This window comes from Streptomyces sp. NPDC048521 (genome assembly GCF_043199855.1).
GTDB lineage: Bacteria > Actinomycetota > Actinomycetes > Streptomycetales > Streptomycetaceae > Streptomyces.
The window spans coordinates 14,021-40,078 of record NZ_JBICWR010000023.1; the positions used below are offsets into that span (position 1 = coordinate 14,021).

The 26,058-nt window shown below is 69.9% G+C and carries 20 protein-coding genes and 1 pseudogene; 8 read left to right on the forward strand and 13 right to left on the reverse strand.

Going from position 1 to position 26,058, the window contains the following annotated elements; translation table 11 throughout:
- The first annotated feature begins 167 nt into the window (after positions 1–167).
- Positions 168–4,013, forward strand: coding sequence for a S8 family serine peptidase (locus tag ACGFRF_RS35995; RefSeq protein WP_393747358.1), 3,846 nt, complete (start codon positions 168–170; stop codon positions 4,011–4,013).
- A gap of 63 nt (positions 4,014–4,076) precedes the next feature.
- On the opposite strand, the gene ACGFRF_RS36000 is transcribed toward ACGFRF_RS35995, so the two are convergent.
- The 3 genes from ACGFRF_RS36000 to ACGFRF_RS36010 all read right to left on the reverse strand — a co-directional run bounded on the left by ACGFRF_RS36000 (position 4,077) and on the right by ACGFRF_RS36010 (position 8,197).
- Positions 4,077–4,922 carry an alpha/beta fold hydrolase gene (locus ACGFRF_RS36000; RefSeq protein WP_393747360.1) on the reverse strand — a complete coding sequence of 282 codons (846 nt, stop codon included), beginning with the start codon at positions 4,920–4,922 and terminating at the stop codon, positions 4,077–4,079.
- 175 nt (positions 4,923–5,097) lie between these two features.
- On the reverse strand, positions 5,098–6,600 hold the full coding sequence (locus ACGFRF_RS36005; protein ID WP_393747362.1) for a flavin-containing monooxygenase: 1,503 nt from the start codon (positions 6,598–6,600) through the stop codon (positions 5,098–5,100).
- Entirely contained in the window at positions 6,584–8,197 is a 1,614-nt protein-coding gene (locus tag ACGFRF_RS36010) for a class I adenylate-forming enzyme family protein (RefSeq protein WP_393747364.1), read from the reverse strand. Before ACGFRF_RS36010 ends, ACGFRF_RS36005 begins: the two co-directional genes overlap by 17 nt.
- 493 nt (positions 8,198–8,690) lie before the next feature.
- Between ACGFRF_RS36010 and ACGFRF_RS36015 the strand changes: the two genes are divergently transcribed.
- On the forward strand, positions 8,691–10,058 hold the full coding sequence (locus ACGFRF_RS36015) for an epoxide hydrolase family protein (RefSeq protein WP_393747366.1): 1,368 nt from the start codon (positions 8,691–8,693) through the stop codon (positions 10,056–10,058).
- Positions 10,059–10,188: 130 nt separating this feature from the next.
- Here the strand turns inward: ACGFRF_RS36015 and ACGFRF_RS36020 are convergent, their stop codons facing one another.
- The 3 genes from ACGFRF_RS36020 to ACGFRF_RS36030 form a co-directional block, all read right to left on the reverse strand.
- Positions 10,189–10,896, reverse strand: coding sequence for an SDR family NAD(P)-dependent oxidoreductase (locus ACGFRF_RS36020; RefSeq protein WP_393747368.1), 708 nt, complete (start codon positions 10,894–10,896; stop codon positions 10,189–10,191).
- A gap of 110 nt (positions 10,897–11,006) precedes the next feature.
- A complete protein-coding gene (locus tag ACGFRF_RS36025; RefSeq protein WP_393747370.1) occupies positions 11,007–11,711 on the reverse strand; it encodes a hypothetical protein in 705 nt (234 codons plus the stop codon).
- A gap of 468 nt (positions 11,712–12,179) precedes the next feature.
- Positions 12,180–12,653, reverse strand: a complete 474-nt coding sequence (locus ACGFRF_RS36030) for a MarR family winged helix-turn-helix transcriptional regulator (RefSeq protein WP_393747372.1) — start codon at positions 12,651–12,653, stop codon at positions 12,180–12,182.
- A 105-nt stretch (positions 12,654–12,758) separates the two neighbouring features.
- Here ACGFRF_RS36030 and ACGFRF_RS36035 point away from each other — a divergent pair, with 105 nt between their 5' ends.
- The 4 genes from ACGFRF_RS36035 (at position 12,759) to ACGFRF_RS36050 (ending at position 16,507) form a co-directional block, all read left to right on the forward strand.
- Positions 12,759–13,808, forward strand: a complete 1,050-nt coding sequence (locus tag ACGFRF_RS36035; RefSeq protein WP_393747374.1) for an LLM class flavin-dependent oxidoreductase — start codon at positions 12,759–12,761, stop codon at positions 13,806–13,808.
- A complete protein-coding gene (locus ACGFRF_RS36040) occupies positions 13,801–14,832 on the forward strand; it encodes an LLM class flavin-dependent oxidoreductase (RefSeq protein ID WP_393747376.1) in 1,032 nt (343 codons plus the stop codon). The genes ACGFRF_RS36035 and ACGFRF_RS36040 overlap by 8 nt, the downstream gene beginning before the upstream one ends.
- Positions 14,833–14,847: 15 nt before the next feature.
- Positions 14,848–15,564 carry an NADPH-dependent F420 reductase gene (locus ACGFRF_RS36045; protein ID WP_393747378.1) on the forward strand — a complete coding sequence of 239 codons (717 nt, stop codon included), beginning with the start codon at positions 14,848–14,850 and terminating at the stop codon, positions 15,562–15,564.
- Between the two features lie 145 nt (positions 15,565–15,709).
- Entirely contained in the window at positions 15,710–16,507 is a 798-nt protein-coding gene (locus ACGFRF_RS36050; RefSeq protein WP_393747380.1) for an enoyl-CoA hydratase/isomerase family protein, read from the forward strand.
- A 212-nt stretch (positions 16,508–16,719) separates the two neighbouring features.
- On the opposite strand, the gene ACGFRF_RS36055 is transcribed toward ACGFRF_RS36050, so the two are convergent.
- The 7 genes and pseudogenes from ACGFRF_RS36055 to ACGFRF_RS36085 all read right to left on the reverse strand — a co-directional run bounded on the left by ACGFRF_RS36055 (position 16,720) and on the right by ACGFRF_RS36085 (position 23,960).
- Positions 16,720–16,863 carry a hypothetical protein gene (locus tag ACGFRF_RS36055; RefSeq protein ID WP_393747382.1) on the reverse strand — a complete coding sequence of 48 codons (144 nt, stop codon included), beginning with the start codon at positions 16,861–16,863 and terminating at the stop codon, positions 16,720–16,722.
- Between the two features lie 167 nt (positions 16,864–17,030).
- Positions 17,031–17,849: an enoyl-CoA hydratase/isomerase family protein gene (locus ACGFRF_RS36060; protein ID WP_393747384.1), complete on the reverse strand. Its 819-nt coding sequence runs from the start codon at positions 17,847–17,849 to the stop codon at positions 17,031–17,033.
- A 478-nt stretch (positions 17,850–18,327) separates the two neighbouring features.
- Positions 18,328–18,729: pseudogene (locus tag ACGFRF_RS36065) on the reverse strand (transposase family protein); the annotation flags it as partial.
- Between the two features lie 286 nt (positions 18,730–19,015).
- The gene (locus tag ACGFRF_RS36070) at positions 19,016–19,561 is read right to left on the reverse strand and encodes a cupin domain-containing protein (RefSeq protein WP_393747386.1); all 546 of its coding nucleotides are present in this window, start codon (positions 19,559–19,561) and stop codon (positions 19,016–19,018) included.
- 1,367 nt (positions 19,562–20,928) lie between these two features.
- Positions 20,929–21,249 (reverse strand): hypothetical protein, encoded by a 321-nt coding sequence (locus ACGFRF_RS36075; RefSeq protein ID WP_393747388.1) that lies wholly within the window; start codon positions 21,247–21,249, stop codon positions 20,929–20,931.
- 340 nt (positions 21,250–21,589) lie between these two features.
- Entirely contained in the window at positions 21,590–22,894 is a 1,305-nt protein-coding gene (locus tag ACGFRF_RS36080; protein ID WP_393747390.1) for an MFS transporter, read from the reverse strand.
- A gap of 391 nt (positions 22,895–23,285) precedes the next feature.
- On the reverse strand, positions 23,286–23,960 hold the full coding sequence (locus ACGFRF_RS36085; protein ID WP_393747392.1) for a TetR/AcrR family transcriptional regulator: 675 nt from the start codon (positions 23,958–23,960) through the stop codon (positions 23,286–23,288).
- A gap of 358 nt (positions 23,961–24,318) precedes the next feature.
- On the opposite strand from ACGFRF_RS36085, the gene ACGFRF_RS36090 reads away from it, so the two are divergent.
- Both ACGFRF_RS36090 and ACGFRF_RS36095 read left to right on the forward strand, forming a co-directional pair.
- Entirely contained in the window at positions 24,319–24,942 is a 624-nt protein-coding gene (locus ACGFRF_RS36090) for an ester cyclase (RefSeq protein ID WP_393747394.1), read from the forward strand.
- Between the two features lie 119 nt (positions 24,943–25,061).
- Complete coding sequence (locus ACGFRF_RS36095) at positions 25,062–25,826, forward strand: SDR family NAD(P)-dependent oxidoreductase (protein WP_393747396.1); 765 nt, start codon at positions 25,062–25,064, stop codon at positions 25,824–25,826.
- Positions 25,827–26,058: the final 232 nt, after the last annotated feature.

The following is a 26,058-nucleotide window of genomic DNA, read 5'->3' on the forward strand; positions in this document are numbered from 1 at the left end:
TTGTCAAGCAATCAAGGCGACTACCAGGGCTCATGGAGTCTAGGGAGGTGACACCGGTGTGGTGTACATTCCGCGCAGCATACTTGTCTGAGCAATTATCAAGTTACTGGACCGTTTGGTTTTTCGGGCTCTTCGGGACAAGTTCCCACCATGTATGAGAGGTGATTTTGTTTACGACGAGAAGCCGTCTGACGGCGGCCCTGTCGACGGGACTCGCGCTGGTCGCCGGAGTTGTGCCGGCCTCCCTCGCGGCGCCGGCGGCGGACACCGTGACCGCCGCGCCCACCGCCTCCGCGCCGGGCTCCCGCTCCGCGACCGTGCGGCTGGTGACCGGCGACCGGGTGACCGTGACGACGCTGCCCGGAGGCCGCCGCACCGTCTCGGTGCACCCGGGACCCGGGCGTGACCACATACCCTTCGAGACCCTGGAAGGGGACGACAAGGCGCTGAACGTACTGCCGCTCGACGCCGAGGCGTTGGTGACCGCGGGCACGCTGGACCGTCGGCTCTTCGACGTGACGGCCCTGATCGCCGAAGGCTACGACGAGGCACACACCTCCGTTCTTCCGCTGATCGTCTCCGCGCGCCCGGAGCCGTCCCGGACCGGGGGCCGGGTCAGCGCACCGGCGGCGAAGGCCGCCGCGGCGACCGCGGACCGGCTGATGGCCTTCGACGCGGGCACGGCGCCCCCGCGCCGGCTGGAGAGCATCGACGCGCGGTCACTGCGGGTCGCCGCAGACGACCTGGCAAATCTCTGGCGGGCGCTGCTTCCTGACCACACGTCAGACGCCGCCCGCGCCGCGGTGACCCCGCGCATCTCGCTCGACGGCAAGGTCAAGGCCGCGCTGGACCGCAGCACCGCCCAGATCAACGCCCCCACGGCCTGGAAGGCCGGCTACGAGGGACAGGGCGTCAAGGTCGCCGTGCTCGACACCGGTGTCGACGCCGGCCACCCCGACCTGTCCGGGCGCATCACGGCGTCCAAGGACTTCTCCGGCAGCGGGAACACGGACGACCACTTCGGTCACGGCACGCACGTCGCCTCGATCGTCGGCGGCACCGGCGCCGCCTCCGGCGGGACCCGCCGCGGCGTCGCGCCCCAGGCCGACCTGCTGATCGGCAAGGTGCTCGGCGACGACGGCTACGGCTCCGAGTCCGACGTCATCGACGGCATGGAGTGGGCGGCCGGCGAGCACGCCGAGGTCGTCAACATGAGCCTGGGCTCGGACGACGAGACCGACGGCACCGACCCGGTGAGCCAGGCCGTCAACTCCCTGACCGCGTCCACCGGCACCCTCTTCGTGGTCGCGGCGGGCAACGCGGGCCCGGCACCGTCCACCGTCGGCACGCCGGGCGCGGCCGACGCGGCGCTGACCGTCGGGGCCGTCGACCGGGACGACTCGCTCGCCCCGTTCTCCAGTCGCGGCCCGCGCTGGGGCGACGGCGCGGTCAAGCCCGACGTGACCGCTCCCGGTGTCGGTGTCGTCGCCGCCCGGGCGGCCGGAACCACCCTGGGCGACCCGGTCGACGCCGACTACGTCGCACTGTCCGGAACATCCATGGCCACCCCGCACGTCGCCGGCGCCGCCGCGCTGCTCGCCCAGCAGCACCCGGACTGGACGGCTCAGCAGATCAAGGACGCCCTGATCAGCACGGCGCACACGGTGGCCGGCACCAAGGTGACCGAGCAGGGCGGCGGTCGCATCGACCTGGCCGCGGCCATGGGTCCGGTCACCGCCACCGGTTCCGTCACCCTCGCCCCCTTCCACCTCGGCGGCAGCCCGGAACAGCAGCAGACGGCCACCGTCCGCTACACCAACACCGGCGACACCCCCGTCACCCTCTCCCTCGCCGCCCGCCTGGCCACGGAGACCGGACGCGCACTGGCCGACGGAGTGGTCCGCCTCGGCTCCGACACCGTCCGGCTGGAACCCGGCGCCACCGCCGAGGTCCCGCTGCGCACCGACGCGACGCACGCCGTCCGCGGGAAGTACTACGGCTACGTCACCGCGACCGCCGCCGACGGGACCGTGCGCGCCCACACCACCGTCTCCCTCGCGGTGCACGCCCCGCAGCACCGGCTGACCGTGGTCTACCGCGACCGCCGGGGCCGGGTCGTGCCGGGCTGGCTGGGGACCGTCTTCGGCGCGGACGGGTACGTGGACTACACGGACCGTGAAGCGGGCGTCGCCCTGGTCGAGGAGGGCACGTACCACGTCTACGGCACGTTCACCGAGAGCGCGGCCGACGGCGCGGCGGAGGTGGGCGAGGTCGTCGCCCCCGAGGTGAAGGTCACCAAGGACACGACGGTGACGCTGAACGCCGCCGAGACCGCAGAGGTGAGGATCCGCACGCCGCGCCCCGCGGACCGCATCGGCGTCCTCACCCCCGTGCTCTACCGCGAGATCGACGGCAAGACGCTGCTCCAGAGCTTCGTCGTCTACGGCGGCGACCGGTTCTACGTCAACGCCACCGCCCCGGTGACCGACGGTGCCTTCGAGTTCACCGTGCACGCGCAGATGGCGGCCCCGCAGCTGCGGGCGAAGGTCTCCGGCATCCACCAGGAACTCCGCCCGTACTATGAGGGTTTCTCCCCGGCCTTCGCGGACCGTGGCGCCCGGCTGACGGCCGCGGACGCCGGCACCGCACAGGCACCGGACTTCCGCCGTGCGCGCGGCCGGCTGGCCGTCCTGCGCGACGACGGCTCCGCCGGCTACGACACCCGGGAGCTGGCGCGAGCGGCCAGGTCCGCGGGCGCCAAGGCCCTGCTGCTGGTGCTTCCCGAAGGCATCGCCGCCTACACCGAATGGCAACCTGGAGGTGAGCGGACGGCGCTGCCCTTCGTCCGGATGTCCTCGGCGGACGGCGCGGGCGTGCTGAAGCGCCTGGCGAAGGGCACCACGACCGTGGGCTTCACCGGCACGGTGCGCAGCCCGTACCTCTACGACCTGATGGAGGTCTCGAAGGGCGCCGTCCCGGAGAACCCGGTCTACACCGTCAGGGAGCGGGACACCGCCGTGGTCCGCGCCACCTACAGCCGCACCGGGTCCGCCGAGTGGGCGAGCGAGCAGCGCTTCGCCTGGCGGCCGTACCAGAGCACCTCGATCAACCAGTGGAGCCGCATCGTCCCGGTGGGACAGGAGCGCGTCGAGTACGTCAGCGCCGGGAACGGCACGCAGTGGCAGCACGCCGTGCAGTACCGGGTCGTCGAGTCCAGCGACCAGGGGCTGCGCGGCGGCATGCGCGACGACCCGCACACCTACCGGCCCGGTCAGCGCACCACGGAACGGTGGTACGGGGCGGTGGTCCGCCCCTCCATCCCGACCGGGGGCCACGCACCGGCCGTACGCACCGGTGACACCCTGGCTGTCTACGTCCCCGAGTTCGACGACTCCGGTGCCGGACACTGGTCGTTCGCGGAGGCCGGCGGCTTCGAGCACGTCGGCGACACCGCCACGGCGGAGGTGTACCGCGACGGGAAGCGGATCGCCCGGTCCGACAACGGCGCGTGGGGCACCTTCGAGGTTGCCGCGGGTGACGCCGACTACCGGCTGGACCTGACGACCGCGCGCCGCTCGGACGACTGGCGCTTCGCACCGAGCACCCACACGTCCTGGACGTTCCGCTCGGGCACCACCACCGGCCCGGTGAAGCTCCCGCTGCTCCAGGTCGACTACGACGTACCGGTCGACGCGCGGAACGCGGTGGGCCCGGCGCGCACGCACACGCTCGGTCTGGACGTCCGTATGCAGGACGGAATGGCAGCACCGCGCGGGGTGACGCTCAAGGTCGAGACGTCGTTCGACGACGGGGTGAGCTGGACCACCGCGCGCACGGCCCGGAACGGTGCCGGGCGGTTCACCGCCACCGTGGCGCGGCCGTCGTATCTGCACGGCGACGCCTACGTCACCGTGCGCGTGACCGCGACGGACGCCGACGGCGACAGCGTCCGGCAGACGGTCGACCGTGCGTACCTGATGCGCGGCAGCGTGGCCACCACCGGGAGGCGGTGACACGCGGTCCGTCCACCCCGTGGAGGGTGCCTGGCCCGTAGTGGTCCGGCACCCTCCGGCCGGTCAGCGGACGCTGCTCGCGGCCTCTTCGATCAGGCGGGTGACGTCCGCCGGGCGGGAGACGGACACGGCGTGGGAGGCCTTGACCTCCACGGTGCGGGCGTGTGCGCGCCGGGCCATGAAGCGCTGTGCGGCCGGGGGGATGTTCTTGTCCTGGGTGCTGACCAGGTACCAGGAGGGGATGGTCTTCCAGGCGGAAGCGGTGGCCTTCTCCTCCAGGGCCGCGGAGGTGACGGGGCGCTGGGTGGCGGCCATGAGGTCGGTCCGCGCGGTGGGCACGTCGGCCGCGAACTGGTCGCGGAACTCGCCGGACTTGATGTACAGGTCGGTTCCTGCGGTGCCGTCGGCGAGGGTGATGGGCACGCTGTTCAGGGTCGGTCCCAGGGTGCTGCCCGGGTACTTGTCGGACAGCTCCAGCGCGCTCTCGCCCTTGTCGGGGGCGAAGGCGGCGATGTACACGAGTGCCTTGACGTCCGGGTCGCCGGCCGCGGCCTGGCTGATGACGGAGCCGCCGTAGGAGTGGCCGACGAGCACGATCGGGCCCTTGACGCTGTCCAGGACGCTGTTGAGGTAGGCGGCGTCACCGGTCAGTCCGCGGAGCGGGTTGGCGGGGGCGATGACCGGATAACCGGCGTGCTGCAGACGCTTGATGACGTCGTTCCAGCTCGATGCGTCGGCGAAGGCTCCGTGTACCAGGACGACGGTGGGCTTCGCCCGCGTCGGCTCGGCCTCGGCCTTGGCGGCGCCGGCCGCGGTGGTGGCCGACAGGGACAGTGCCGCCAGGGTGGCGAGCGAACCGGCCAGGACGGCCTGGGTACGGATCGGGCGGAGGATGCTTTTGATGTTCACGGCGGGTGTCCTTCGTGTCCGGGTCGGTAGGGCGACATCGAGAAACCTAGAGCACAATTACCTTGTGCGCAAGTCAAATGCCCTCAAGGGTTTGGTGGCTTGTGCCGGGCCGGTGTCCGACGTGGCGTCAACTCGCCGAGCCACCGGGCCCGGTGACCCTCGGTCGACCCTCCATTCAGGTCCGGCCGAGCAGATAGTCCGCCATCCGGACACGACCGGTCCGGCGCCGGAAAGCGATCGTGGTGTCGGGCCACAGCACGGTGTTCCGGCCCGATCGGGGATCCTGGTACCAGCTGCGGCATCCTCCGGACTGCCAGACGGTGCCGGCCATCCGTCCGTCCCCCCAGTCGTTGAAGGCCCGCTGTGTCTCGGGACGCACCTCGATCGAGTCCGCGCCGCGACGACGCATACGGCGCAGCAGTGCCGTGATGTAGCGGGCCTGCGCCTCGATCATGACGATCTGCGAGTTGTGACCGAGGCCGGTGTTCGGCCCGACCATCAGGAACATGTTGGGGAACCCGGTGACAGTGGTGCCGAGATAGGCCTGCTTGCCGTCGGCCCAGGCCTCGGCGAGGGTGACACCGTCGCGTCCCGTGATGTCGATACGAAGGGTGTTCTGCGCGTCGAAGCCGGTGCCGAGGATGAGGACGTCCGCGGCGACCTCGACGCCGTCCTCGCCGACCACCGTCCCGGGCCCCACCTCCCTGACCCCGCCCCGACGCACCCGAACGTGCGGCCGGGACAGCGCCGGATACCAGTCGCCGGAGATCAGCAGCCGCTTGCAACCGAGGGCGTAGTCGGGGGTGACAGCCGCGCGCAGCAGGGGATCGGGCACCTGTTTCTCGATCAGCCTGCGTGCCAGCGCCTCGGTCGCGGCCAGCGCCCGAGGATCGCTGACGAAACCGGCGGCGCGCTTCTCATGGATGCGGAACAGACGCTCGCGCACCCACCAGCGGTAGGGCGGACACCAGCGAGCCAGACGGCGGTGGCGCTCGTCGAAGGGCCGGTCGGCCTTCGGGACGATCCAGGGCGGTGTGCGCTGGAAGACCGTGAGCGCCGAGACCCGGTCGACGATCGCCGGAACGAACTGGACGGCGCTGGCACCGGTGCCGATGACCGCGACCCGCTTGCCGGTCAGGTCCACGTCGTGCCGCCAGCCCGCCGAGTGGAACACCGCGCCGCCGAAGGACTTGACGCCGGGCAGGTCGGGAAGGGCGGGATGGTGCAGCGGTCCGACCGCGCAGACCAGGAACCGGGCCCGATGGCACTCGCCGGCCGACGTCACCACTTCCCAGCGGGAGTCCGCCTCGACCCACCGGGCGCTGCGCACCTCCTGGCCGAACCGCACATGGTCGACGAGGCCGCGCCGGCGGGCCACGTCACGCAGGTAGTCCAGGATCTCCGGTTGGCGGGCGAACAGCCGCCTCCAGTCCGGTTTCTGGTCGAAGGAGTACGAGTACAGGGGTGACGGGATGTCACAGGCACACCCGGGATAGGTGTTGGCGCGCCAGGTCCCGCCCACGTCGTCGGCGGCCTCGAGGATCCGGAACGAGCGGATGCCCGCCCTGCGGAGCAGGGCGGCGACACCGAGCCCGCTGAATCCCGCGCCCACGATCAGCACGTCGACGGGCGCGGCGGGCGCGGCTGCGGTGGCCGACGGATCAACAGGGTAGGTCATCGGTGTCCTGGGCGGTCGACCGCTCCACGCGCGGCGTGCCGCTGTCGAGGGCGGTGGGGACGTGGATCGTGCCGCCGTCGAGGGCGGTGGGGATGCCGGCGAGCTGCTGCTTGAGCACCTTGCCGGACGGATTGCGGGGCAACTCCTCGACGAAGACGAACTCGGCGGGGACCTTGTAGTCGGCCAGAAAGGCGGCGGCGTACGAGCGCAGTGCCTCCGGGCCGGGGGCGCGGCCCGGGCGGGGTACGACGACCGCGCGCACCCGCTCGTCGAAGATCGGGTCGGGCACGCCGACGACGGCGGCATCGGCGACGTCCGGATGGCCGGCCAGGACGCTCTCGACCTCGAGGCTGTAGATGTTCTCGCCACCACGGATGATCATGTCCTTGAGGCGGTCGAGCACCCTCACGAACCCGTCGGCGTCGACGCTGCCGACGTCTCCCGTGTACAGCCAGCCGTCCACGAATGTGGTGGCGGTGGCCTCCGGGTTGTTCCAGTAGCCCGCGGTCACCACGGGGCCGCGCACACATAGTTCGCCGACGGTGTCACGCAGGTCACGTGGGGGTGCGCCGCTCACGGAGACGGCGACCTCGAGGCCCGCCACGGGCCTTCCCACCGTGCCCGGGTGGGAGAGGTACTCGTCCTTCTCGGTGTAGGTCACGATCGACGTGCCCTCGGTCAGGCCCCACACGTTGCCGAGGTCGAGCCCGGGCAGACGCCTGCCGACCTCGGCGGGGAAGCTCTCCGGTACCGGGGAACCGCCCATGACGAACAGGCGCAGGGCGGACAGGTCGGACGCGGTGTCCGCGGCCTTGAGAAGGATCAGCCGGAGCATGGCCGCGACACCGGCGAAGAACGTGATGCGTTCACGCACCATCAGCTGTACGACGGTCTCCGCCTTGAACTCCGGGGTGAACACGCAGCATCCGCCGCCCGTGAAGAAGCCGATGAACTGCGAGACCACGCCGGTCGCGTGGAACATCGGGGCCGCGATCAGGGTCCGCTCCCGCGGCCCGGCGCCGAGCCGCTCGCGCACGGTGCGGGCGTTGAACAGCAGATTGGCGTGCGTGTGCATCGCGCCCTTGGGTCTGCCGGTGGTGCCCGAGGTGTAGAGCAGATGGGCCACGTCGCCGGGTGTGCGGTCGCGTCCGGGCAGCGCGCTCGGGTCGAACTCCCGCGCGTCCGCCCCCGATTCGGCGAGGAGTACGTCGACCGGGACGATGCGCTCGGTGAACGCGGTCGGCACGCGGGCGCCGAGGGGCCCGTCGACGGCGTCGGTGAGGATCACCGTCGCACCGCTGTCGGTCAGGACGTGGTCGAGCTCCGGCCCGGTCAGCCGGGTGTTCACCAGGACGACGACGGCACCGGCCAGCTGGGCCCCGATGTAACCGACCGCGTACTGCCAACAGTTGGGGAGCAGGATCGCGACCCGGTCGCCCGGGGTGACTTGCCGGTCCCGTAGCCGGACCGCGACGCCGGCGGCCCGCCGCAGTGCCTCGGCATGGCTGAGCCGGACGGGCCCGTCCACCAGGGCTTCACGCTCCCCGTGCGCAGCCGCGATCTCCAGGAACATGCGGGGGAGTGTTGCCGCGTGCATCACGACTCCTTGCTGTCGGTCCCAACTACGGCGTGAGCAGGCGCCGTTGAGAGGAAGTAGGGGTGCCGGTCGCGCTTCATGGGCCGGTGGATGTCGATACACGTATGCCGCGCGCACATAAGGCATCGTGCAGGAGCGCTGCCTGGCGAGGTGGAGCAACCTGAGGGGGGTGAGACACGTATCTCACGTCACCACCGGAGGCATGCTACGCCGCCCTCACGTTCGCAGGCACCACCGTCGGACGGCAAGCGGTGGAATATTGCTTGCTTGGTCAAGTATATGATGTGGAGTTCGCCGCCGTCGAGTCACACCCCGAAGGGAATTCGTCACCTATTTGACAGGTGACAAATGTGCGCGCCATGATCCTCACCATCCGAACGAGTCACCACGCGACGGGCCTTGAGCGCGCTGGGTGTTTCCGTCGAGGCGGCCCTACGCCCTGCCCCCGCTCGACCGTCCGTCATCACTCATCACCACCGAGCAAGGAGTCCTCATGGACACGACCGGAGATCCCGGCCACACCACCACCGGCCGTCGTCGGTTCCTCGGCCTGGCCGCCGGTGCCGTCGTCGCCACCCAACTCGGCGTGCCCGGCCAGGCCCAGGCTGCGGCGGGCGGGTCGACAGCGGCAGGTCCCGCCGCGTCGGCGACCGGCGCCTTCCTGGGCCCCGCCCACCCGATCCCCGGAGTCCGTCCCTTCCGCATCAAGGTGCCGCAGAGGGAGATCAGCGAGCTTCGGCGGCGGGTGCGGGCGACGCGCTGGCCGGACCCGGAGACCGTGGGGGACCGGTCCCAGGGTGCCCAGTCGGCGAAGGTCCGCCCGCTGGTCGAGTACTGGGGAACCCGATACGACTGGCGCAAGGTCGAGGCGAGGCTCAACGCACTGCCCCAGTTCATCACCGAGATCGACGGGCTGGACATCCAGTTCGCGCACATCCGCTCGCCGCATGCCGACGCCCTGCCGATGCTCATGACGCACGGCTGGCCCGGCTCGATCATCGAGCTCCTGAAGATCATCGACCCGCTCGTCAACCCGACGGCCCACGGCGGACGTGCCGAGGACGCCTTCCACCTCGTCCTGCCGACATTGCCCGGCTACGGCTTCTCGGGCCGGCCGACGACGACCGGGTGGAACCCCGCCCGCGTTGCGAACGCGTTCCACCGGCTCATGCTCCGGCTCGGCTACGAGCAGTACGTCTCCCAGGGCGGCGACTGGGGTGCGATCATCGCGCAGATCCAGGCCACGCAGCGGCCGGAGGGGCTGCTCGGCATCCACGTGAACATGCCGGGCACCGTGCCGCCGGACGTCCTCCGCCACCTCCGGAACTTCGATCCCGCTCCGTCGGATCTGTCGGCGCGCGAGAAGGCCGCCTACGACCGGCTGCTGCACTTCTACCGCGACGGCTTCGGGTACGCCGCGATGATGAACCAGAGCCCGCAGACCATCGGCTACGCCCTCGCCGACTCGCCCCTCGCGATGGCGGCGTACTACTACGACAAGATCGCGGAGTGGACCGACTCCGGCGGCGAGCCCGAAAAGGTCCTCACCTACGACGAGATGCTCGACGCCATCTCGCTGTACTGGCTGACCAACACCGGGGCGTCGTCCTCCCGGCTGTACTGGGAAGGCTCCCAGGCCGGGGGCGGCCCGTTCAACGCGTTCGACATCCCCGACGTCCCGGTGGCGGTCACCGTGTTCCCGGCCGAGATCTACCCCGCGCCACGGAGTTGGGGCGAACGGGCCTATGGCAACCTCATCCACTGGAACGAGGTCGACAAGGGAGGCCACTTCGCCGCCTGGGAGCAGCCGCAGCTGCTGGCCCGGGAGCTCCGCACGGCCTTCAAGTCGCTGCGGCACTGAACCTTCCGCCACGACGTGCTGACGGCCGGGACCGGTTCGGAGCGCCGAACCGGTCCCGGCCGGTGCACCGCACTGGGAACGCCGATCGTGATGACCCGGCGCCCGCGGCACCGAGGACCGCCGAGCCGTGTCAGTGCCCCGCGCTCATGCCGCCGTCGACGTGCAGGATCTCGCCGGTGACGAACGGGGCGTTCTCCAGGTAGAGCACCGCGTCCGCGATGTCGCTCTGCTCGCCCAACCGCCGTACCGGGTGCAGGCCGGCGAGGGTCTCATGGGTCTCCACCGGGTGCATGGGTGTCTTGATGGTGCCAGGTGAGACGGCGTTGACACGTATGCCGCGGGTGGCGTACTCGATGGCCAGGGACTTGGTGACGGACTGGAGCCCGCCCTTCGTCAGCGAGGCCATGGCGGAGGGGAGCCGCACGTCCGGGTTGTCGACCAGGCTGGTGGTGATGGTGACGACGTGACCGGCGCCCTGGGTGAGCATCTGTTCGATGGCCAGCTGGGTGATGCGGAAGAAGCCGGTGACGTTCACGCCGGTCACGGCGGCGAAGTCGTCCAGCGTGTACTCGGTGAACGGCTTGGCGACGAAGATGCCCGCGTTGTTGACCAGGGTGTCGACGCGGCCGAAGCGCTCCAGGCCCTGGGCGATGACGTGTTCGGCGGTGGCGGGGTCGGCGATGTCGCCCTGGACGGTGAGGAGGTCCGGGTCGCTGGACGGGGCGATGGTGCGGGAGGTGGCGACGACCGCATAGCCGTGCTTGCGGTAGGCGTCGACGATGCTCGCGCCGAGGCCCTGCGAGGCGCCGGTGACGACTGCGACCTTCTGGATGCTCATGACCGGTCGACTAGTAGGCAACCGGTCGACTATTTCGTGGAGAGGTGGTCAGCGTGACAGGCCGGTGACCTTTTGGGTGCCGAGGACGGCGAGCAGGTCGGCCCGCCATCTCACCGCCGGCGTCTCAGCCCGTCCAGGGACGTGCCCGCCGCCCAGCGTCGCAGTTGGCGGCCGTCGACGAGGTGGACGTCGGTGTGCCGGGAGGCCCAGCGCACCTCGGCGTGGCTGAAGCCACCGCGGTGGACGATGACCCGGCCGGGCTGCTCGGCCCCGGGCCGGACCGTCTCCCGCACCGCCGCGGGCCAGCGGGCGTCCTCGTCGTCCGTCGCGACGGGGCGGAAGGCGACGTCGAGTTCACGTCCGTGGCGGTCCCGGGCGTACAGGCGCATGTGGCCCTTGCGCAGGCTCAGATCGGCCACCCGCCAGCCGTCGCGCTCCAGCATGCGCGCGGTGGCCTCCACCAGCCCGCGGTCATCCAGCCGCGCGAGTTCCTCGGCGGTGTAATGGCCACCGCGGCGGCGGACGAACGTCCGGCGAAGGCGCAGGCCCACCGTGACGGCCACCGCCGACAGAAGGACGCCGAACACCAGGCCAGGAGCGCCGAACGCGCGGTTGACCCCGCTGAGCAGCAGGACCAGGGCGAGCAGCACCAGGCCGAGGCCGACGAAGGAGGGAAGGACCTCGCGGAGTTCCGGGCCGTACCGGCCCTGCGCCCGCAGCTCGGCCACCCGCTGCCGCCGCTGGGACCGGCGCGACGCCGGGACGGACGAGCCGCGCCACCGCATCGGCGCCTGAGGTCGCTGCAACTTCGTCATCTGGGCCGCCCCCGTCCCCTCGTCCGTCCCGCCGCGCAGAGCGATACGCGCTCGCTCCCGGCTCCGCTGCTCCGACCGTATCCCGGTGGCGGCCCCGGTTCAGGAAGCGGGCGCCCACGGAACGCCTCCGGCGGCAGCCGACTCGAGGAACACCTCGCTGAGCCGCACGAGCACGTATGAACGATCGGACACCGGCGGGAGTGCGAGGGGGCCGGTGTACAGACAGACCGCGTCGTTGTCCGGGTTGCGGCGAGTTGGTGGTCGGTCCGCTGCCAAGTCGGTGGCGCCGTAGGCGTTGAGGCAGGTGTGGAAGAGGGCGCTAATGGCGTCGTCGGAAAAACATCCTGCTTGCGCGGTCAAGTACATGGGGACTTTTGCACTCTGTCAAAGGCCGGGAGGAGGCCCCGGGAGGGCCACCCGAAGGGCGCGATCGCCGCTGCTCCCGTCGCCGATGCCACCGACCCCGACTCAGCGGCCCCGTTGCGATTCCGTCCGGATGCGAAGTGCCGCCGCGGCATCGCCGACGGCGGTGATCTGCTCCTGCGTGAGCGGGTCGAGGAACAGCTCCCGGATCGCGCGCAGGTGGGGGAGGGCCGCGGCCCGGAACGCCTGGGAACCCTCGCCGGTGAGCGCCACCTCGGCGCCGCGATTGTCGGTGGCGCACTCCTCGCGCCGCACCAACCCACGGCGCTCCATGCGCCCGAGCTGGTGCGACAGGCGGCTGCGCTCCCAGCCGAGGACCTGCGCCAGTGCGGAGGGCCGCAATCGCGAACCGTCCGCCTCGCTCAGCGCGAGCAGCACCGAGTAGTCTGCGGAGGACAGCGAGGAGTCCCTCTGCAGACGCGCTGTGAGCTCGGTGCGGAGCGCCTGTGCGGTCTCGATGAAGTCCCGCCAGATCCGCAGCTCCTCGGCCGTGGGGTATGCCCTGCGTCGCCGACCCATTACTGACACCCTCTCGATTGACACGTCAATCATAGGACGAGATACTTGACTGGTCAATAAAAAGCCGGACGGTCAGCCGTCTGGGAGTCGGCAAGGAAGGACACCATGACGGCCACGACCTTCGACATCGGGCTCAACTCCTTCGGAGAGGTCGCGACCGACGACGGCCGCGTCCTCGACGACGCCGAGACCCTCCGGCTGCTGGTCGAGGAGGCCAGGCTCGCCGAGGCCTCGGGGATCGACGTCTTCAGCGCCGGCGAGCACTACCGCGCGGGGCACGTCGACAGCGCCACTCCCGTCCTGCTCGCCGCCCTCGCCACGGCCACGGACCGTATCCGCCTCGGCACCTCGGTGACCGTGCTGAGCACCAACGACCCCGTGCGGCTCTACCAGGAGTTCTCGACGCTGGACGCCGTCTCCGGCGGCCGGGCCCAGCTCGTGCTGGGGCGCGCGTCCGCGACGGACTCGTTCCCCTTGTTCGGCTACGACCTGGCCGACTACGAGCAGCTCTTCGAGGAGAAACTGGAACTCTTCATGCGGCTGCAGCGGGAGGAGACGGTGACCTGGGCCGGCGCCTACCGGACCCCGCTCGTCGAGCAGCGGCTGCGCCCCCGGATGCGGCCCGGCGGGATTCCCACCTGGATCGGAGTGGGCGGCAGCCCCCACTCCGTGCTGCGTGCCGCCCGCTACGGACTGCCCCTGATGCTGGCCGTCATCGGCGGACGCCCGCAGCGCTTCGCCGGTCATGTCGATCTCTACCACCGGGCACTCCAGCAGTCCGGACACGAGCCGCAACCCGTCGGCCAGCACTCCTTGGGCCTCATCGCCGACACCGACGAGGAGGCGGTCGAGACCTGGTGGCGGTACTGGGAACCGGTCGTGGCCCAACTGGCCGAGGAACGAGGGTTCTACGCGCCGACCCGGGCACGCTACGAGGCGGAGGTCACCGACGGCGCGCTCTACGTCGGCTCCCCGGACACCGTCGCCCGCAAGATCGCCAAGACCGCGCGTGACCTGGGTCTGAGCCGCTTCGACCTCAAGTACGACATCTTGCACCTGCCTCGCCAAGCCCGCGCCCGCACGATCGAACTCCTGGGCCGCGAAGTCGCCCCGCGCGTCAGGGAACTGCTCACGAAGGAGCCCACCCATGTCTGACCTCGTTCTCGGCCTCGACACATTCGGCGACGTGCCCGTGGACGACTCCGGAGCCCCGCTCACCCACGCGAGGGCGATTCGGCAGGTCATCGACGAAGCCGTGCTCGCGGACGACATCGGCGTCGACGTCCTCGCCCTCGGTGAGCACCACCGCCCCGAGTGGGCGGTGTCCACCCCGGAGACCGTACTCGCCGGCATCGCCACGCGCACCCGGCGCATCCGCCTGTCCTCCGGCGTCACCGTGCTGAGTTCGGACGACCCGGTCCGGGTGTTCCAGCGCTTCGCGACGGTCGACGCGCTCTCCGGCGGCCGGGCCGAGGTCATCCTCGGCCGCGGCTCCTCCACCGAGTCGTTCCCCCTCTTCGGTTACGACCTGAGTGACTACGAGCTGCTGTTCGAGGAGAAGCTCGACCTCTTCGTACGACTGCTCAAGGAGGAGCCCGTCACCTGGAAGGGCACCGTGCGGGCCCCTCTCAACAGCGCCGAGGTCTTCCCCCGTACCGAGTCCGGGCACCTGACCACCTGGGTCGGCGTCGGCGGCTCGCCCCAGTCCGTCGTCCGCACCGCGCACCACGGCCTTTCGCTGATGCTCGCCATCATCGGCGGCTCCCCGGACCGCTTCATCCCCTACATCGACCTCTACCAGCGGGCGACGGCCCAGTTCGGCACCACCGCCCACCCGGTGGGCATGCACTCACCCGGCTTCGTCGCCGACACCGACGAAGAGGCCCGGGAGGTGTACTGGGAGCCGTACCGGGAGATCCGCGACCGGATCGGCGCGCTGCGCGGCTGGCCGCCCCTGCGCCGCGCCGAGTACGAGGCCGAGATCGAGCACGGCTCCCTCTACATCGGCTCTCCCGAGACGGTCGCACGCAAGATCGCTCGAGCCGTCAGCGCACTCGGCGTCGGCCGGTTCGACCTCCTCTACACCGCGGGCGCCCAGCCGATCAGCGCCCGCCTCCGCGCGGTCGAGCTGTACGGCACGAAGGTGATCCCGCTGGTCCGCGACATCCTGGCCGACTGACCTGAAGGAATCCGAATGGACATCACGGACGTACGCACGATCGGCATCCTGGGCGCCGGGAAGGTGGGGACCGTACTGGCCCGGCTCGCCCTGGCGGCCGGCTACCGCGTGCTGATCGCAGGCTCGGGGCAAGCCGACGCCATCGCTCTCACCGTCGAGGTGCTCACCCCCGGCGCGGTCGCGGTCACCGCGACCGAGGCCGCGGCCGGGGCCGACGTGGCGATCCTGGCCCTCCCCCTGGGCAAGTACCGCAGCGTCCCGGTGGAGGCGCTGCGGGGCAAACTCGTCATCGACGCCATGAACTACTGGTGGGAAGTAGACGGCGTACGCGACGACTTCACCGACCCGCGCACCTCCACCAGCGAGATGGTCCAGGCGTTCCTGCCGGGCTCCCGCGTGGTCAAGGCGTTCAATCACATGGGCTACCACGACCTCGAGGACGGGGCACGGCCCTCCGGGACAGCCGACCGCAAGGCCATCGCCATCGCCGGTGACGATCCCGACGACAGGGCCACGGCCGCACACCTCGTGCACGCGCTCGGCTTCGACCCCGTCATCGCCGGCCCGCTCGCCGACGGTGTGCGGCTGCAACCGGGCACCGAACCCTTCGGCGCGGACGTCAGCGCCGGCGAACTGCGCGCCATGCTCGACCGCTTCCCGGAGACCGAACAGGGCCGGGCGGTGAGCAGGGCTCGCCCCGCATCGCCGGGCTCATCCACCGAAGCGGCCTGACGCACTGGTGCACGGTCTTGCCCCGCCGGCTCGGCGGTGAGTTCCTCCAGGCCCTGTGCGTGTTCGGTGCTTCCCGCACCTGTCGGGCCTACGACCCTGAAAGTTCCAAATGAGCACAAGAGGTGTGCGTCGTACGATGTCGAACATGACTTCCTCACCTTTCCAGGTGGTCCAGCGGTCCCCGTCGTACTGGCGTGTGACGTTCGACAGTCCTCCGATCAATCTGGTGACCTTCGAGGTCTTCGCAGCGCTCGGCGACCTCGTCGATCGGATGGAGGCGGACGAGGATGTGAAGGTGGTGGTCTTCGACAGCGCGGACCCGGACTTCTTCCTGGCCCATTTCGACATGGTGCCGCCGAAGGAGCCCTACACGGGGCCCGCATGGCTGGAGATCGCAACGCGCATGGCCCGTTCCCGCGTCATCAGCATCGCCTCCATCCGTGGCCGGGCGCGGGGTGTGGGCAGCGAGTTCACCCTGGCCTGCGACATGAGGTTCGCCAGCAAGGAGAACGCCGTGCTGGGACAACCGGAAGTCGGTGCGGGTGTCACACCAGGAGGCGGAGCCACGGAGCGGCTGCCGCTGCTGGTGGGCCGGGGGCGTGCGCTGGAGATCATCGCGGCGGCCGACGACTTCGATGCGGAGACGGCCGAGCGGTACGGCTGGATCAACCGGGCGCTTCCCGACGCGGAACTGGACGCCTACGTCGACCGCGTCGCCACTCGTATCGCCTCCTTCGACCGCCGGCCGCTGGCCGAGGTGAAGGCCCTGATCAACCGGACCACTCTGCCGTCCGAGACGGACCTGACGGCCGGCCAGGACACGTTCCGTGCCGCGCTGACGTGGCCGGAGGCGCATGAGCGGGTCCGTCGGCTTATGCAGCGGGGCATGCAGCAGCGCGGCGAACTCGAATATCGACTGGGCGAGCAGATCGCCGACGAGTGAGATCCCGCACCGCTCGCCGAAGAGTGCGGAGCACAGGTGTGCGGGGGTCTGGCTCGACTGTTCGCGCCGCATGCGGTCCGGCCTCCGCACGCCGATGAGTCAGCCGCGACGGGGAAGACCGTGGAGCCCGGGTGGGGCAGCCATGCGACGGACTGCCCACCACGGGCGCTCGGCCTGTGTGCGGCACCGGAAGCCGCGCGGGACCTCGGTTATCAGGACAGGTAGCGCCGGGACCAGTCCGACTCCAACGCCCGCTCGTGGGCGACGAGTGTGATGCCGGTCGGTGTGATGGTGCCCTTCCGGCCGACGATCGTCAGCAGGGGTGTGGGAACCGACTGACGTAGCCTGCGGCTCATGGCTCATGGCTCATGGATCGTTGCGAGCACCGGGCCGCGTCGGCCCGTACCGACCGCGCCATGCCGCCGCTGTCCGGGTCAGACGCGGCGCACCGACCGATCGCGCGGCTTCGTCATCGTGGTGTGCCGTTCGCGTGGTGCCGTTCGTGCGGTGCCGTTCGCGTCGTTCACTCGGCCACGTGGCGGCCGAGGTCGCGCTCGACGCCGTCCGGCCTCTGGAGACCGGCGTCGAAGAGCCGCTTGACGCGGTGGGCGTTCTCCGGTCGGCCGGAGGTGCGGAAGAAGGTCGCCAGCGCCGTGCCGAACTCCTCGACGGGGGGCTGGGTGACCGCGTCGACCAGCGACTTGGTCTCTCGCACCGCCACCTTGTCGAAGCCGGCGACCCGACGGGCGAACGCGTCGACGAACTGCTCCAGTTCGTCCGCCGGCACGACGCGGTTGACGTAGCCGTAGGCCGCTGCGAGGTCGGCGGGGAAGTCGTCGGCGCCCAGCAGGATCTCCAGGGCCCGCCCCCGGCCCAGCAGGCGCGGCAGTCGGCCGGTGGGGTTGCCGCCGGGGACCGATCCGACCCCGACCTCGAACTGTCCGAGGACGGCGTCCGGTCCGGCGAAGCGGATGTCGGTCGCCAGGACGAACTCGCTGCCTGCGCCACGGGCGCGGCCGTTGATCTCGCTGATGGTGACGGCGGGCACCTTCCCGAGCCGGTAGAGGTTGTCGGCGAACGGGTGGAGGCCGGACGGGGCCGGCTTCATGGCGGCCACACGGGAGCGGTCCGCCAGCATGTCCCAGTGCGCCATGAAGAAGTCCGGGTTGGCGCTGCGGAAGACGACCACCGTGAGGTCGGGGGCCTGCTCGATGCGGGTGATCAGCTCCGCGAGCTGCTCGATGGTGTCCGGGTCGATCAAATTGATCTCGCCGTTGGAGAACGTCACCTTCCAGTAGGACGGAGTGACTTCCTGCACGGCGAACTGCTCGCTGCTGCTCATGAGCGCATCCTGTCTGCGAGTGGGCGGGTGTGTAGGGGGGCGACAGAGCCGCTGCGGAGGTGACGGGGGTGCAGGGGACCGCGCGTACGGGCGTCGAAACCGTGCATCACCAGGCGTGGTTGATCTTCAAGGGTGACCTCCGAGGCCTGAAACCTGAATCCAAATCTAGCATCTGAATAGGAAAACAGGTCCCAGAGTGACCGATGGCACGGCGAAGAGGCCCCAGGGGGTTTCGACCGACGAGGCGGGCTGGGCGAGGGCCGCGCCCACGAGCAGTGCGGCTCGGGTGACGGCAACGGCGGCACCGCCGAGGCGTTGGTGCGTGCGCAGGGTTATGCGTGCACTCTTTTGTGAGCGTGCATGGCGGTACCGCCGCTGGCCGGTGAACATTCACGACGAGCCCGCCGACATTTACTTGATTGGCTATGTGCACGGGAAACTTCCGCGGCCGAGTTGAACTACGTCGCACCGTTCAGTCCTCGGCGGTGACCTGCGCGTTCATGCCATCTTTCTTGTGCTTGCCGGAGTGGTGGGGCCGGTCGGCAGCGATCCGGTCGACCGGCAGGAGCGTCCCGTCGAGCAGGATGTAGGCCATCGTCGAAGCAGTCTGGACGGCTTTGTCGAGGGTCGGTGCGAGTGCGGCCGGTAGTTCGACGGCCTCGCTGATGTAGTGGACCGTGCTCGTCCTGACCTCGAAACCTGCTGCGAGCTGGACGTATGTGGTCCCCTTGTGTAGATGTGCCGGCACCAGCAGTGCTTGACGGCGGGTCGGGAGCCGACGCCGGCGACTGCCCATTCGGCGACGGTGTTCGCGCGGACGAGCGGCGAGGAAGGTCAGGGACCGATTGAACACGTCCAGCCCGCACGGGTGGACAAGCACGTGAAGCCTCTGGTGGGTACCGGGTGATCTCGATGGTGAACCCGTCCACCAGGGGTTTCACTCATGTGTCGAACCAACCGACCAGCTCACGACTCAAGTAGGCGAAGGCTCATCGCCTTCCTGGACGGTTGCAGGCAACCCGGGACCGGTCTGGTCAGAACGGCCGGGAGGCGCGGTTGCCCAGAGCTGGACTGATGAAAGGAGCAGCCCTGGTGGCTGTGCCCCGCACCGCTCGCCGGGCTGCCGGCGTACTGAGCGACCCGGGTGGCGCACGCGTTGGGATGGCTCAGTCCGCGGACGGAAGGTCCGACGGGAGGATGAAGTCGCCGAAGCGCTCCATGATCTCCGGGCTGGGCGTTGGAAGGTTCTCCATCATGTGCGGTGCGGGGCGTCCATGCTCGGCCCTGGGAGCGTCGTGGAAGATGGCCTCCTCGTACCCTCCGGGGAGGTACAGGAAAATCATTTTGGCTGCGTGCAGGCTCTTGTTGAAGAAGCCGTGTCGCGTGTTGCTGGGAACGTAGTAGAAGGAGCCGGGTCCGGCGGTGATGATGTCGTCGCCGTTGACGAACTCCAGTTCACCCGAGATGAGGTAGAACGCCTCCTGGTGCTTGCCGTGCACATGCGGGTAGGCGCCGGCTCCGGCAGGGACAGTCGCCTCAAGGAAGGTGAGCGCACCGTTGGTCTCCGGTGCGCCCACCTTGAGGGTGTAGGTGTCCCCGACGATCCACCTGGTGTCGCCTTCGCCGGGCGGCACGAAGATGCCGTTCCTCTTCATGTACTCGGGCTTGTCCTGCCCCGTGGGCTCACTCTGGCTGGGCGTGACGATGCTCAAGATTCCTCCTCGAATGGGTTGCCACCTGACGGGGTGGCGACTCCGGACAGTAGACGTCCAAGTGATTGACTAGTCAAGTACTTGCCGCGGAGTGAGGTATTTTCGGCAGCTTCAGGTCGGCGCGTGTCGTTGGCGCTCTGCCCGGACCGAGGTGTCGGTGCTGCCGGAACGGTTCGGGCCGTGGAAGACGGTGTAGGAGCGCCAACGGCTACGGCCCGCGGACGGCACCTGGGAACGGCAGTTGCAGCAAGTCCGAGCCGCGGCCGACGCGGGAGGCGAGACTGACTGCAGCATCTCGGTGGACCCGTCTGAGTGTCGACGGTCGCTGCCGCCCGCTGTCCCTGATCAACAGCGAAGCAGCGAACTGACTGCATCCAGTTCGTGCCGGTACTGGAGAAGAGTCGCGTTCCCCGGCCCGGATCGGGCAGGCCCCGCAAGACGCCCGACAGCGTCGCGGCGACAGGGCTCATAGCAATGGCCCCTGCTGCGAGTACCAGCGACGTCGGGGCATCCGGCACACGGTCCCGCAGAAGGCCGACGGCCAGGCCACCCGCCGCGCACAGGATCACGAGGCGGGCGGCCACCCGGCCTCGATGACGAACGTTACAAGAAGCACAAAACCTTCGAACGGGCCACGACAAGCTCAAGGACCACCGAGCCATGGTCACCCGCTACGACAAACGCGGTTACGTCTTCCTCGGCACAATCACTGCGGCCGTCTTGGTCAGCCGGCTCCGAGCCCCGGAGTGTCGTACCGGCGGGAAAGGCCATCGGTCACGTCCTCGGCACCGATTCCGTGGACGAATGGCATCGTGCCTTCTGGTACGGCGTTCGGAATCACCTTGAGGCAAGCCCGCCGAAGAGGGCGATACACCCTACGGTCGCGTTCCTGGACAGCCATCGGTCCATGTTCTGCCGCGGGTCAACGAACCCCGCCCGCCCTTCTCCTCCCCCTCCGCATGATCGGCCGTACAGCTCCTGGTCGCGTCTGCGTGTTCGCGGTAGGTCAGCTCGCGCCCGACCACGTGCTGCGGGCTCCTGGCCATCACCTCGGTGTGCGCCATGGTGTCCTCCAGCGAACGGAGCCTTTCCGTACGCGGGGGAGCCGTCGAGGTAGAGGCGGAACGGCGTCAAGTCGACCCCGTTCTCGCGGCGTGATGCAGCATCACGTAGTCCACGGCGATCTGCATCGGGTCCTTGTCGGTGATCCGGATGGTCGAGGGGGGCAGCAGGATCCGATCTGCCCGCGCCGCGACGTACCCCCGAGCGGCGTGGTGGGCGGGAGGGACGCCGTACTCCTTCCCGTCACCGCGGGCGGAGGGCCGAGGGCGTCCCCGTCCCCGCCGGGCCGGAGTCGCACGGTCGGATCAGTGCACCTCGTGCAGGGTGTGGGCCTCGATGGCTGCGAACTCGTCGCCGGTGCGGTGCTCCCAGCCAGGCGCAGCGCTTGTGCCCCGGGTGGGCGGCTGTGCCGACCCGCTGCCGGGAAGCTCGAAAGTCTCGTGCACCGGGACCAGCGCAGGGCGGGCGAGTCTGCGGTGCCGCCCGTGTCCCGTGCACACGTCGCCTTCTGCGATGCAGCGTTCCTCGTCGGCGCACTTGCCCCGATGCCGGCCGGTGCCCGGGCGGGCGAGCGCGCTCGCGGCCCAGGATCGGTTGGACGGGATGTCGGTGATGACGTGAGGCATGTTTTCTGTCCTTCCGGGGTGGGTTACCGGTTGCCTGTCCGGCCGGGGTCGGCCAGCGGCGTGCGGGAGGTGTGCTCTCAGCGGCGGAAGGGGTCCGGCGGCCGAGACCTGTCCGTTGTCGTACAGGTTGCCGCGCTTGCCACCGACGGTGGGCCGCCAGAGGCCGGGCTCGCCGCGCGCGGCGAGTTCCCGTGGGGGCGCACCTCCATGTTGTTGACGACTCAACCATAAAGAATTTAGTTGCCCAGTCAAGTAAGTCTGGGTGTGATCGATCTTGCACTCGATCCGTCACGTCCCAGGGCGCGCCCGCACGGCCCGGACAGGCGAGGCCGGGGAGCTGTCACCGCGAGCCCCGCGGTGAGAATGCCCGGTCGGGCCGCGGTGTCGGGGCGGGGCTGTCCCCCGTCCCCGAGCGAACCGCACCGGTGGTCACGGCCGTACCGTCGGCCCGGTGGTGGATGCGCAGGGTGTGCCAGGTCAGGGCGAGTCCTGCGAGCAGCAGGAAGCCCAGTCCACCGACCACCACACCGGTCCACCCGAACGCGGAGAACATCACGCCGGCGACACCTGCTCCGGCGGCACCTCCGGCGAACACGGCGAACATGTATACGGTGTTGAGGCGGGCCCTGATCGCGGGCTGGGCGGCGAAGATGCGTGCCTGGTTGGCGATCTGACCACTGGTGGTCCCGTAGCCGAGAAGGTTGCAGCCGACGGCGAGGGCGATCAGTGACTGGCCGGCGAGCCCGAACAGCGCGAAGGCCAGCAGCACCGACGTGAGGGACACGACGTTGACCCGCCGCGTTCCCCAGCGGTCGGTGAGGCGGCCCGAGTAGCGGGCGGCCAGGGCTCCGGGCACGCTGAACACGCCGAAGAGTCCGATCACCGCGGGCCCCAGCGCGATCGGGGCCGCGGTGAGGTGGAAGGCGAGCGACGACCAGAACGCGGAGAAGGCCGCGAAGACCGTCCCTCCCAGAGCGGCGGACAGACGCAGGGGCGCATGTTCGGTGACCAACTTGGGGAGCGACGCCAGCAGCCGGAGATAGCTTTCCGGTGCTCCGGTACGAGTCGGCCGGTCGGCCGGCATGTAGCGGGGGAGGACCAGGAGCAGGGCCCCGGTGGCCACGGCGGCGACGGCGAAGCCGGCTCGCCAGGTGCCGGTGGCCTCCGCGACGAGTCCGGCGGCGGTGCGTGAGAGCAGGGCTCCCATGGTCAGGCCCGTACCCACCGCTCCGAGGACCCGTCCGGCATTGCCGGGGGTCGCCATGGAGACGACGGTCGGCATGATGACCTGCGGCAGCACGGTGCTGGCCGAGAGTACGAGGGTGGCCATGCTCAGCAGCGCGAGCGAGGGTGCGAAGGCACCCCCGAGAAGGGCGGCGGCGGTGACTGCCAGCAGAAGGGTGGACAATCGGCGAAGCCGAACGCTGTCGGCGAGCGGCAGGATGGCGATGATGCCCAGCGCGTAGCCGATCTGCCCGGTCGTGGCCACCAGTCCGGCGGCGGAGGGGGACGTGTGGAATCCGTGGGCTATCTCGTCGAGGAGCGGCTGGGTGAAATAGATGTTGGAGACGGTGATCGCAGTCGCGGTGGCGAAGACGGGGATGGTTCCCCGCTTGACGTCGGGGCGGGTGACTGCGGTGGTCATGGGAAACCTCGGGTGAGTTGATGCACGGGTGCTACGGCGGCGGTGCGATGGCGTCGGCAGGAAGCGACCGTGGCCGCCGGCCGGAGGAGTGCCTCAGCGGCCGATGGTCGCCGTGCGGCCTGGGGCGGAGGCCACGGCACGGCTCCCAACGCCATCTGCATGATGAGTGACATCCAGAACCAGGATTACGCGCAGCATCCAGATAGTCAAGTGTGCCCTGCTCAACCAGCGCTTCTGCCTGTATGTGGATGTTCTCCAACATCCAGTTCGCCAGGTCGGACTGAGATGCGGAAGCGGTGTCCGGAGCGGTACGACGACGCAGGTTCGTACGGCCGGCCGTAGGGCCACGGTGGGTGGCGCCGGGATCGCGCCGCGCGTGCGCAATGCCGTGTCAGGCGGTGGTGTCGTTCTGCGACGGCGGCAGCAGGCCGTGGAGGACGATGCTGGACAGCGTGTCCGCCATGCTGTTCCTGTCCTGTTCCGCCACCGGGGCGGCAGCGGGGTTGAGTCGGTCGGCGATCGGGTCCTGCGCGAGCGCCAGCGCGGGCCCGGTGACGGCGAAGTACAGGAGGTGCGTGGGCACACGGGGGATGCGTCCGGCCGCCATGAGGCTGTCGATCGTCGGCTCGATGCTGTCCCAGAACGGCTTGACGAATCGGCGGTGGAGATGGTCCAAGCGGCTGGAGTCGCGAGTCGACTCATCCGCTATCAACCGGTTCATCGCCGAGGCGTTCGCGGACAGCCGGTACAGCTGGACGATGACGTTTCTCAGTCGTTCCTCGTCGTCGTGGCACTCCGCCATTCGCCGGTCGAACCCGGACTGGACGTCCAGCAGCGCGAAGTCGACGACGGCGCGCCAGAAGTTCTCCTTCGACCCGTAGCGGTCGTTGATGAAGTTGTGGCTGACGCGGAGCCGTCGGGCCAGCTCCCGGACCGTGGTCGCGGCATACCCGAGTTCGGCGAAGGTCTCGAGGCCGCGGCGGAGGATCTCGCTCTCGTCCAGTTCCACCGGGGTGTACTTGCCGCGCGTCGGTGACTTCTTCGCGTCGTGTGTTATGTCGGTCACTCCGGCATCTTTCCGTTCGCCGCCGTTCGGTCCGCTCTCGGTCGTGCACACCCACCGTCGACCGTCGCGTCGGTCGGCTCCCGGGCCGGTGCATGGCCCCCGTGTGGCCGGCGGGCCACCCGTCTTCGACCTGCGGCCTTGTCGACCACCGCCCGTCGCGGGCATCCGTGGCGGGCGGGCACTCGCCCGCGTGTGCGGCTCAAGTCTTGCACGGTGATCGTGGTCCGAGGCGGGCGGCGCGGGTGGCCGGTACGCCCCCACCGGAACTGCTTGACGCCTGTCAGACTTGGGCACATGCTTGATGCGTCAAGCAAATTGGCAGGGTCGGCAGAGGCCGACCGTCTCTCAGGAGTGATCTGTGACTTCCCAGAAGGACCTTCAGACCGCACCAGCTCTCACCTCCGCTTCCACGCGCAGGCCCCGCAGGAGGCTGATCGGCGCCATGGCCGGCCTGGCCGTCGCCGCCGCACTGACCGCAGCAGCGGTCCCGGCGTCGGCGCAGGGCCAGGCACCGCACCCCGCGTCCGCGTCCGCGTCCTCGTCCCACCGGCACTACCTCTCACCGCTGCAGGTCGCCTCGGCGTACTACGCCAGCTACAACGGGGACCTTGCCGCCGGCTTCGATCGCTACATCTCCAAGGACCTGGTGCTTCATGGGTTCAACGGGCCCGAGGACCGCGAGGCCTGGATCAAGGGCGACCTCAACATCAAGGCGGGTCTCACCGGCTTCAAGATGACCGTTCTCGACCAGATCGTGGAGGGGGACAAGGTCGTCACGCGCTGGAGCTTCACAGGCGTCCACACCGGTACGGTCTTCGGCATTCCTGCCTCCGGCCGTCAGGTCACGCTCAGCGGAATCTCCATCGACCGCGTGATCCATGGCCAGTCCGTCGAGCACTGGTCGGAGGGGAACTTCGGCAGGTTCCTGGACGAGCTCCGCGGTGACACGCCTCCCGACACTGCCACCCCCAGCGCCAAGTAGGCCCGCGCCGGCCCCCGGTCCTGACGCAGCCCAGGTCGGGACCGGGCGGCCGAGCGCAATTCCAGCACACCCGCGCGGTGCACATCGTCACCGCGCATGTAAGAACCAGGAGCAGTTCCATGGGAACACTCGACGGCAAGGTAGCGCTCATCACCGGCACCGCCGGAGGCATGGGCCGGGTCGCGTCACTCATCTTCGCGAGAGAAGGTGCACGGGTCGTCGGCGCCGACATCCAGGTCGAGGCCAACAACGAGACCGTCGAGCTCGTACGCCGCGCGGGCGGCGAGATGACGGGCATCGCGCCGGTCGATCTCACCGACCCGGAGGCGGTGCGGCGGTTGGCCGATGACGCCGCCGCCGCTTACGGCGGGCTCGACGTGATCTACAGCAACGCGGCCATGCAGCGCTTCGGCCCCATGCCGGGCTTCTCGGTGGAGGATTGGCGTGCGACCGAAGCCGGTGAACTCGACATCCCCTTCTTCGTGGCGAAGTTCACCTGGCCGCATCTGGTCAGTCGTGGTGGCGGCGTCATCATCAACATCGCGTCGGAGGCCGGGCTGATCGCCGGTGCCAATCCTCCGATGGTTGCGCACACGGCAGCCAACGCCGGTGTCATCGGCATGACGCGGCAGCTGGCGCTGGAGGGCGCCCCCCATGGGATCCGTGCGGTGGCGATCAGTCCCGGCCCTGTGCTGACCCCGGCCAGCGACCGTGACCTGGGCGACAACCAGGCCGCCCGGGACGCGATCATCAGCAAGACGCTCCTCAAGCGCTTCGCTCGCCCGGAGGAGATCGTCGAGTTGGGCGCGTTCCTCGCTTCCGACCGAGCGGCCTACATCACGGGCGCCAACTACGCGGTCGACGGTGGTGCGAGCGCCTGGTAATACGATCGGTGCCCCGTGTTCATCCGTTGCAGTGCTCTGTCCCGGCGAGGTCGGCTGTGCCGAACCCCGACCGGGACAGCTGCGTATGGTGGCCGTGCGCGAAGCCCCGGCACGCGTACGCGCACCGAAACCCTGTGCAGTGGCCGGGACTTGTGTAGACACGTCGCGCATGACCGCACGTACCACCACACCACCGAGCCTGTGTGGGTGATGCCCGCGTGGGTGATGTCCG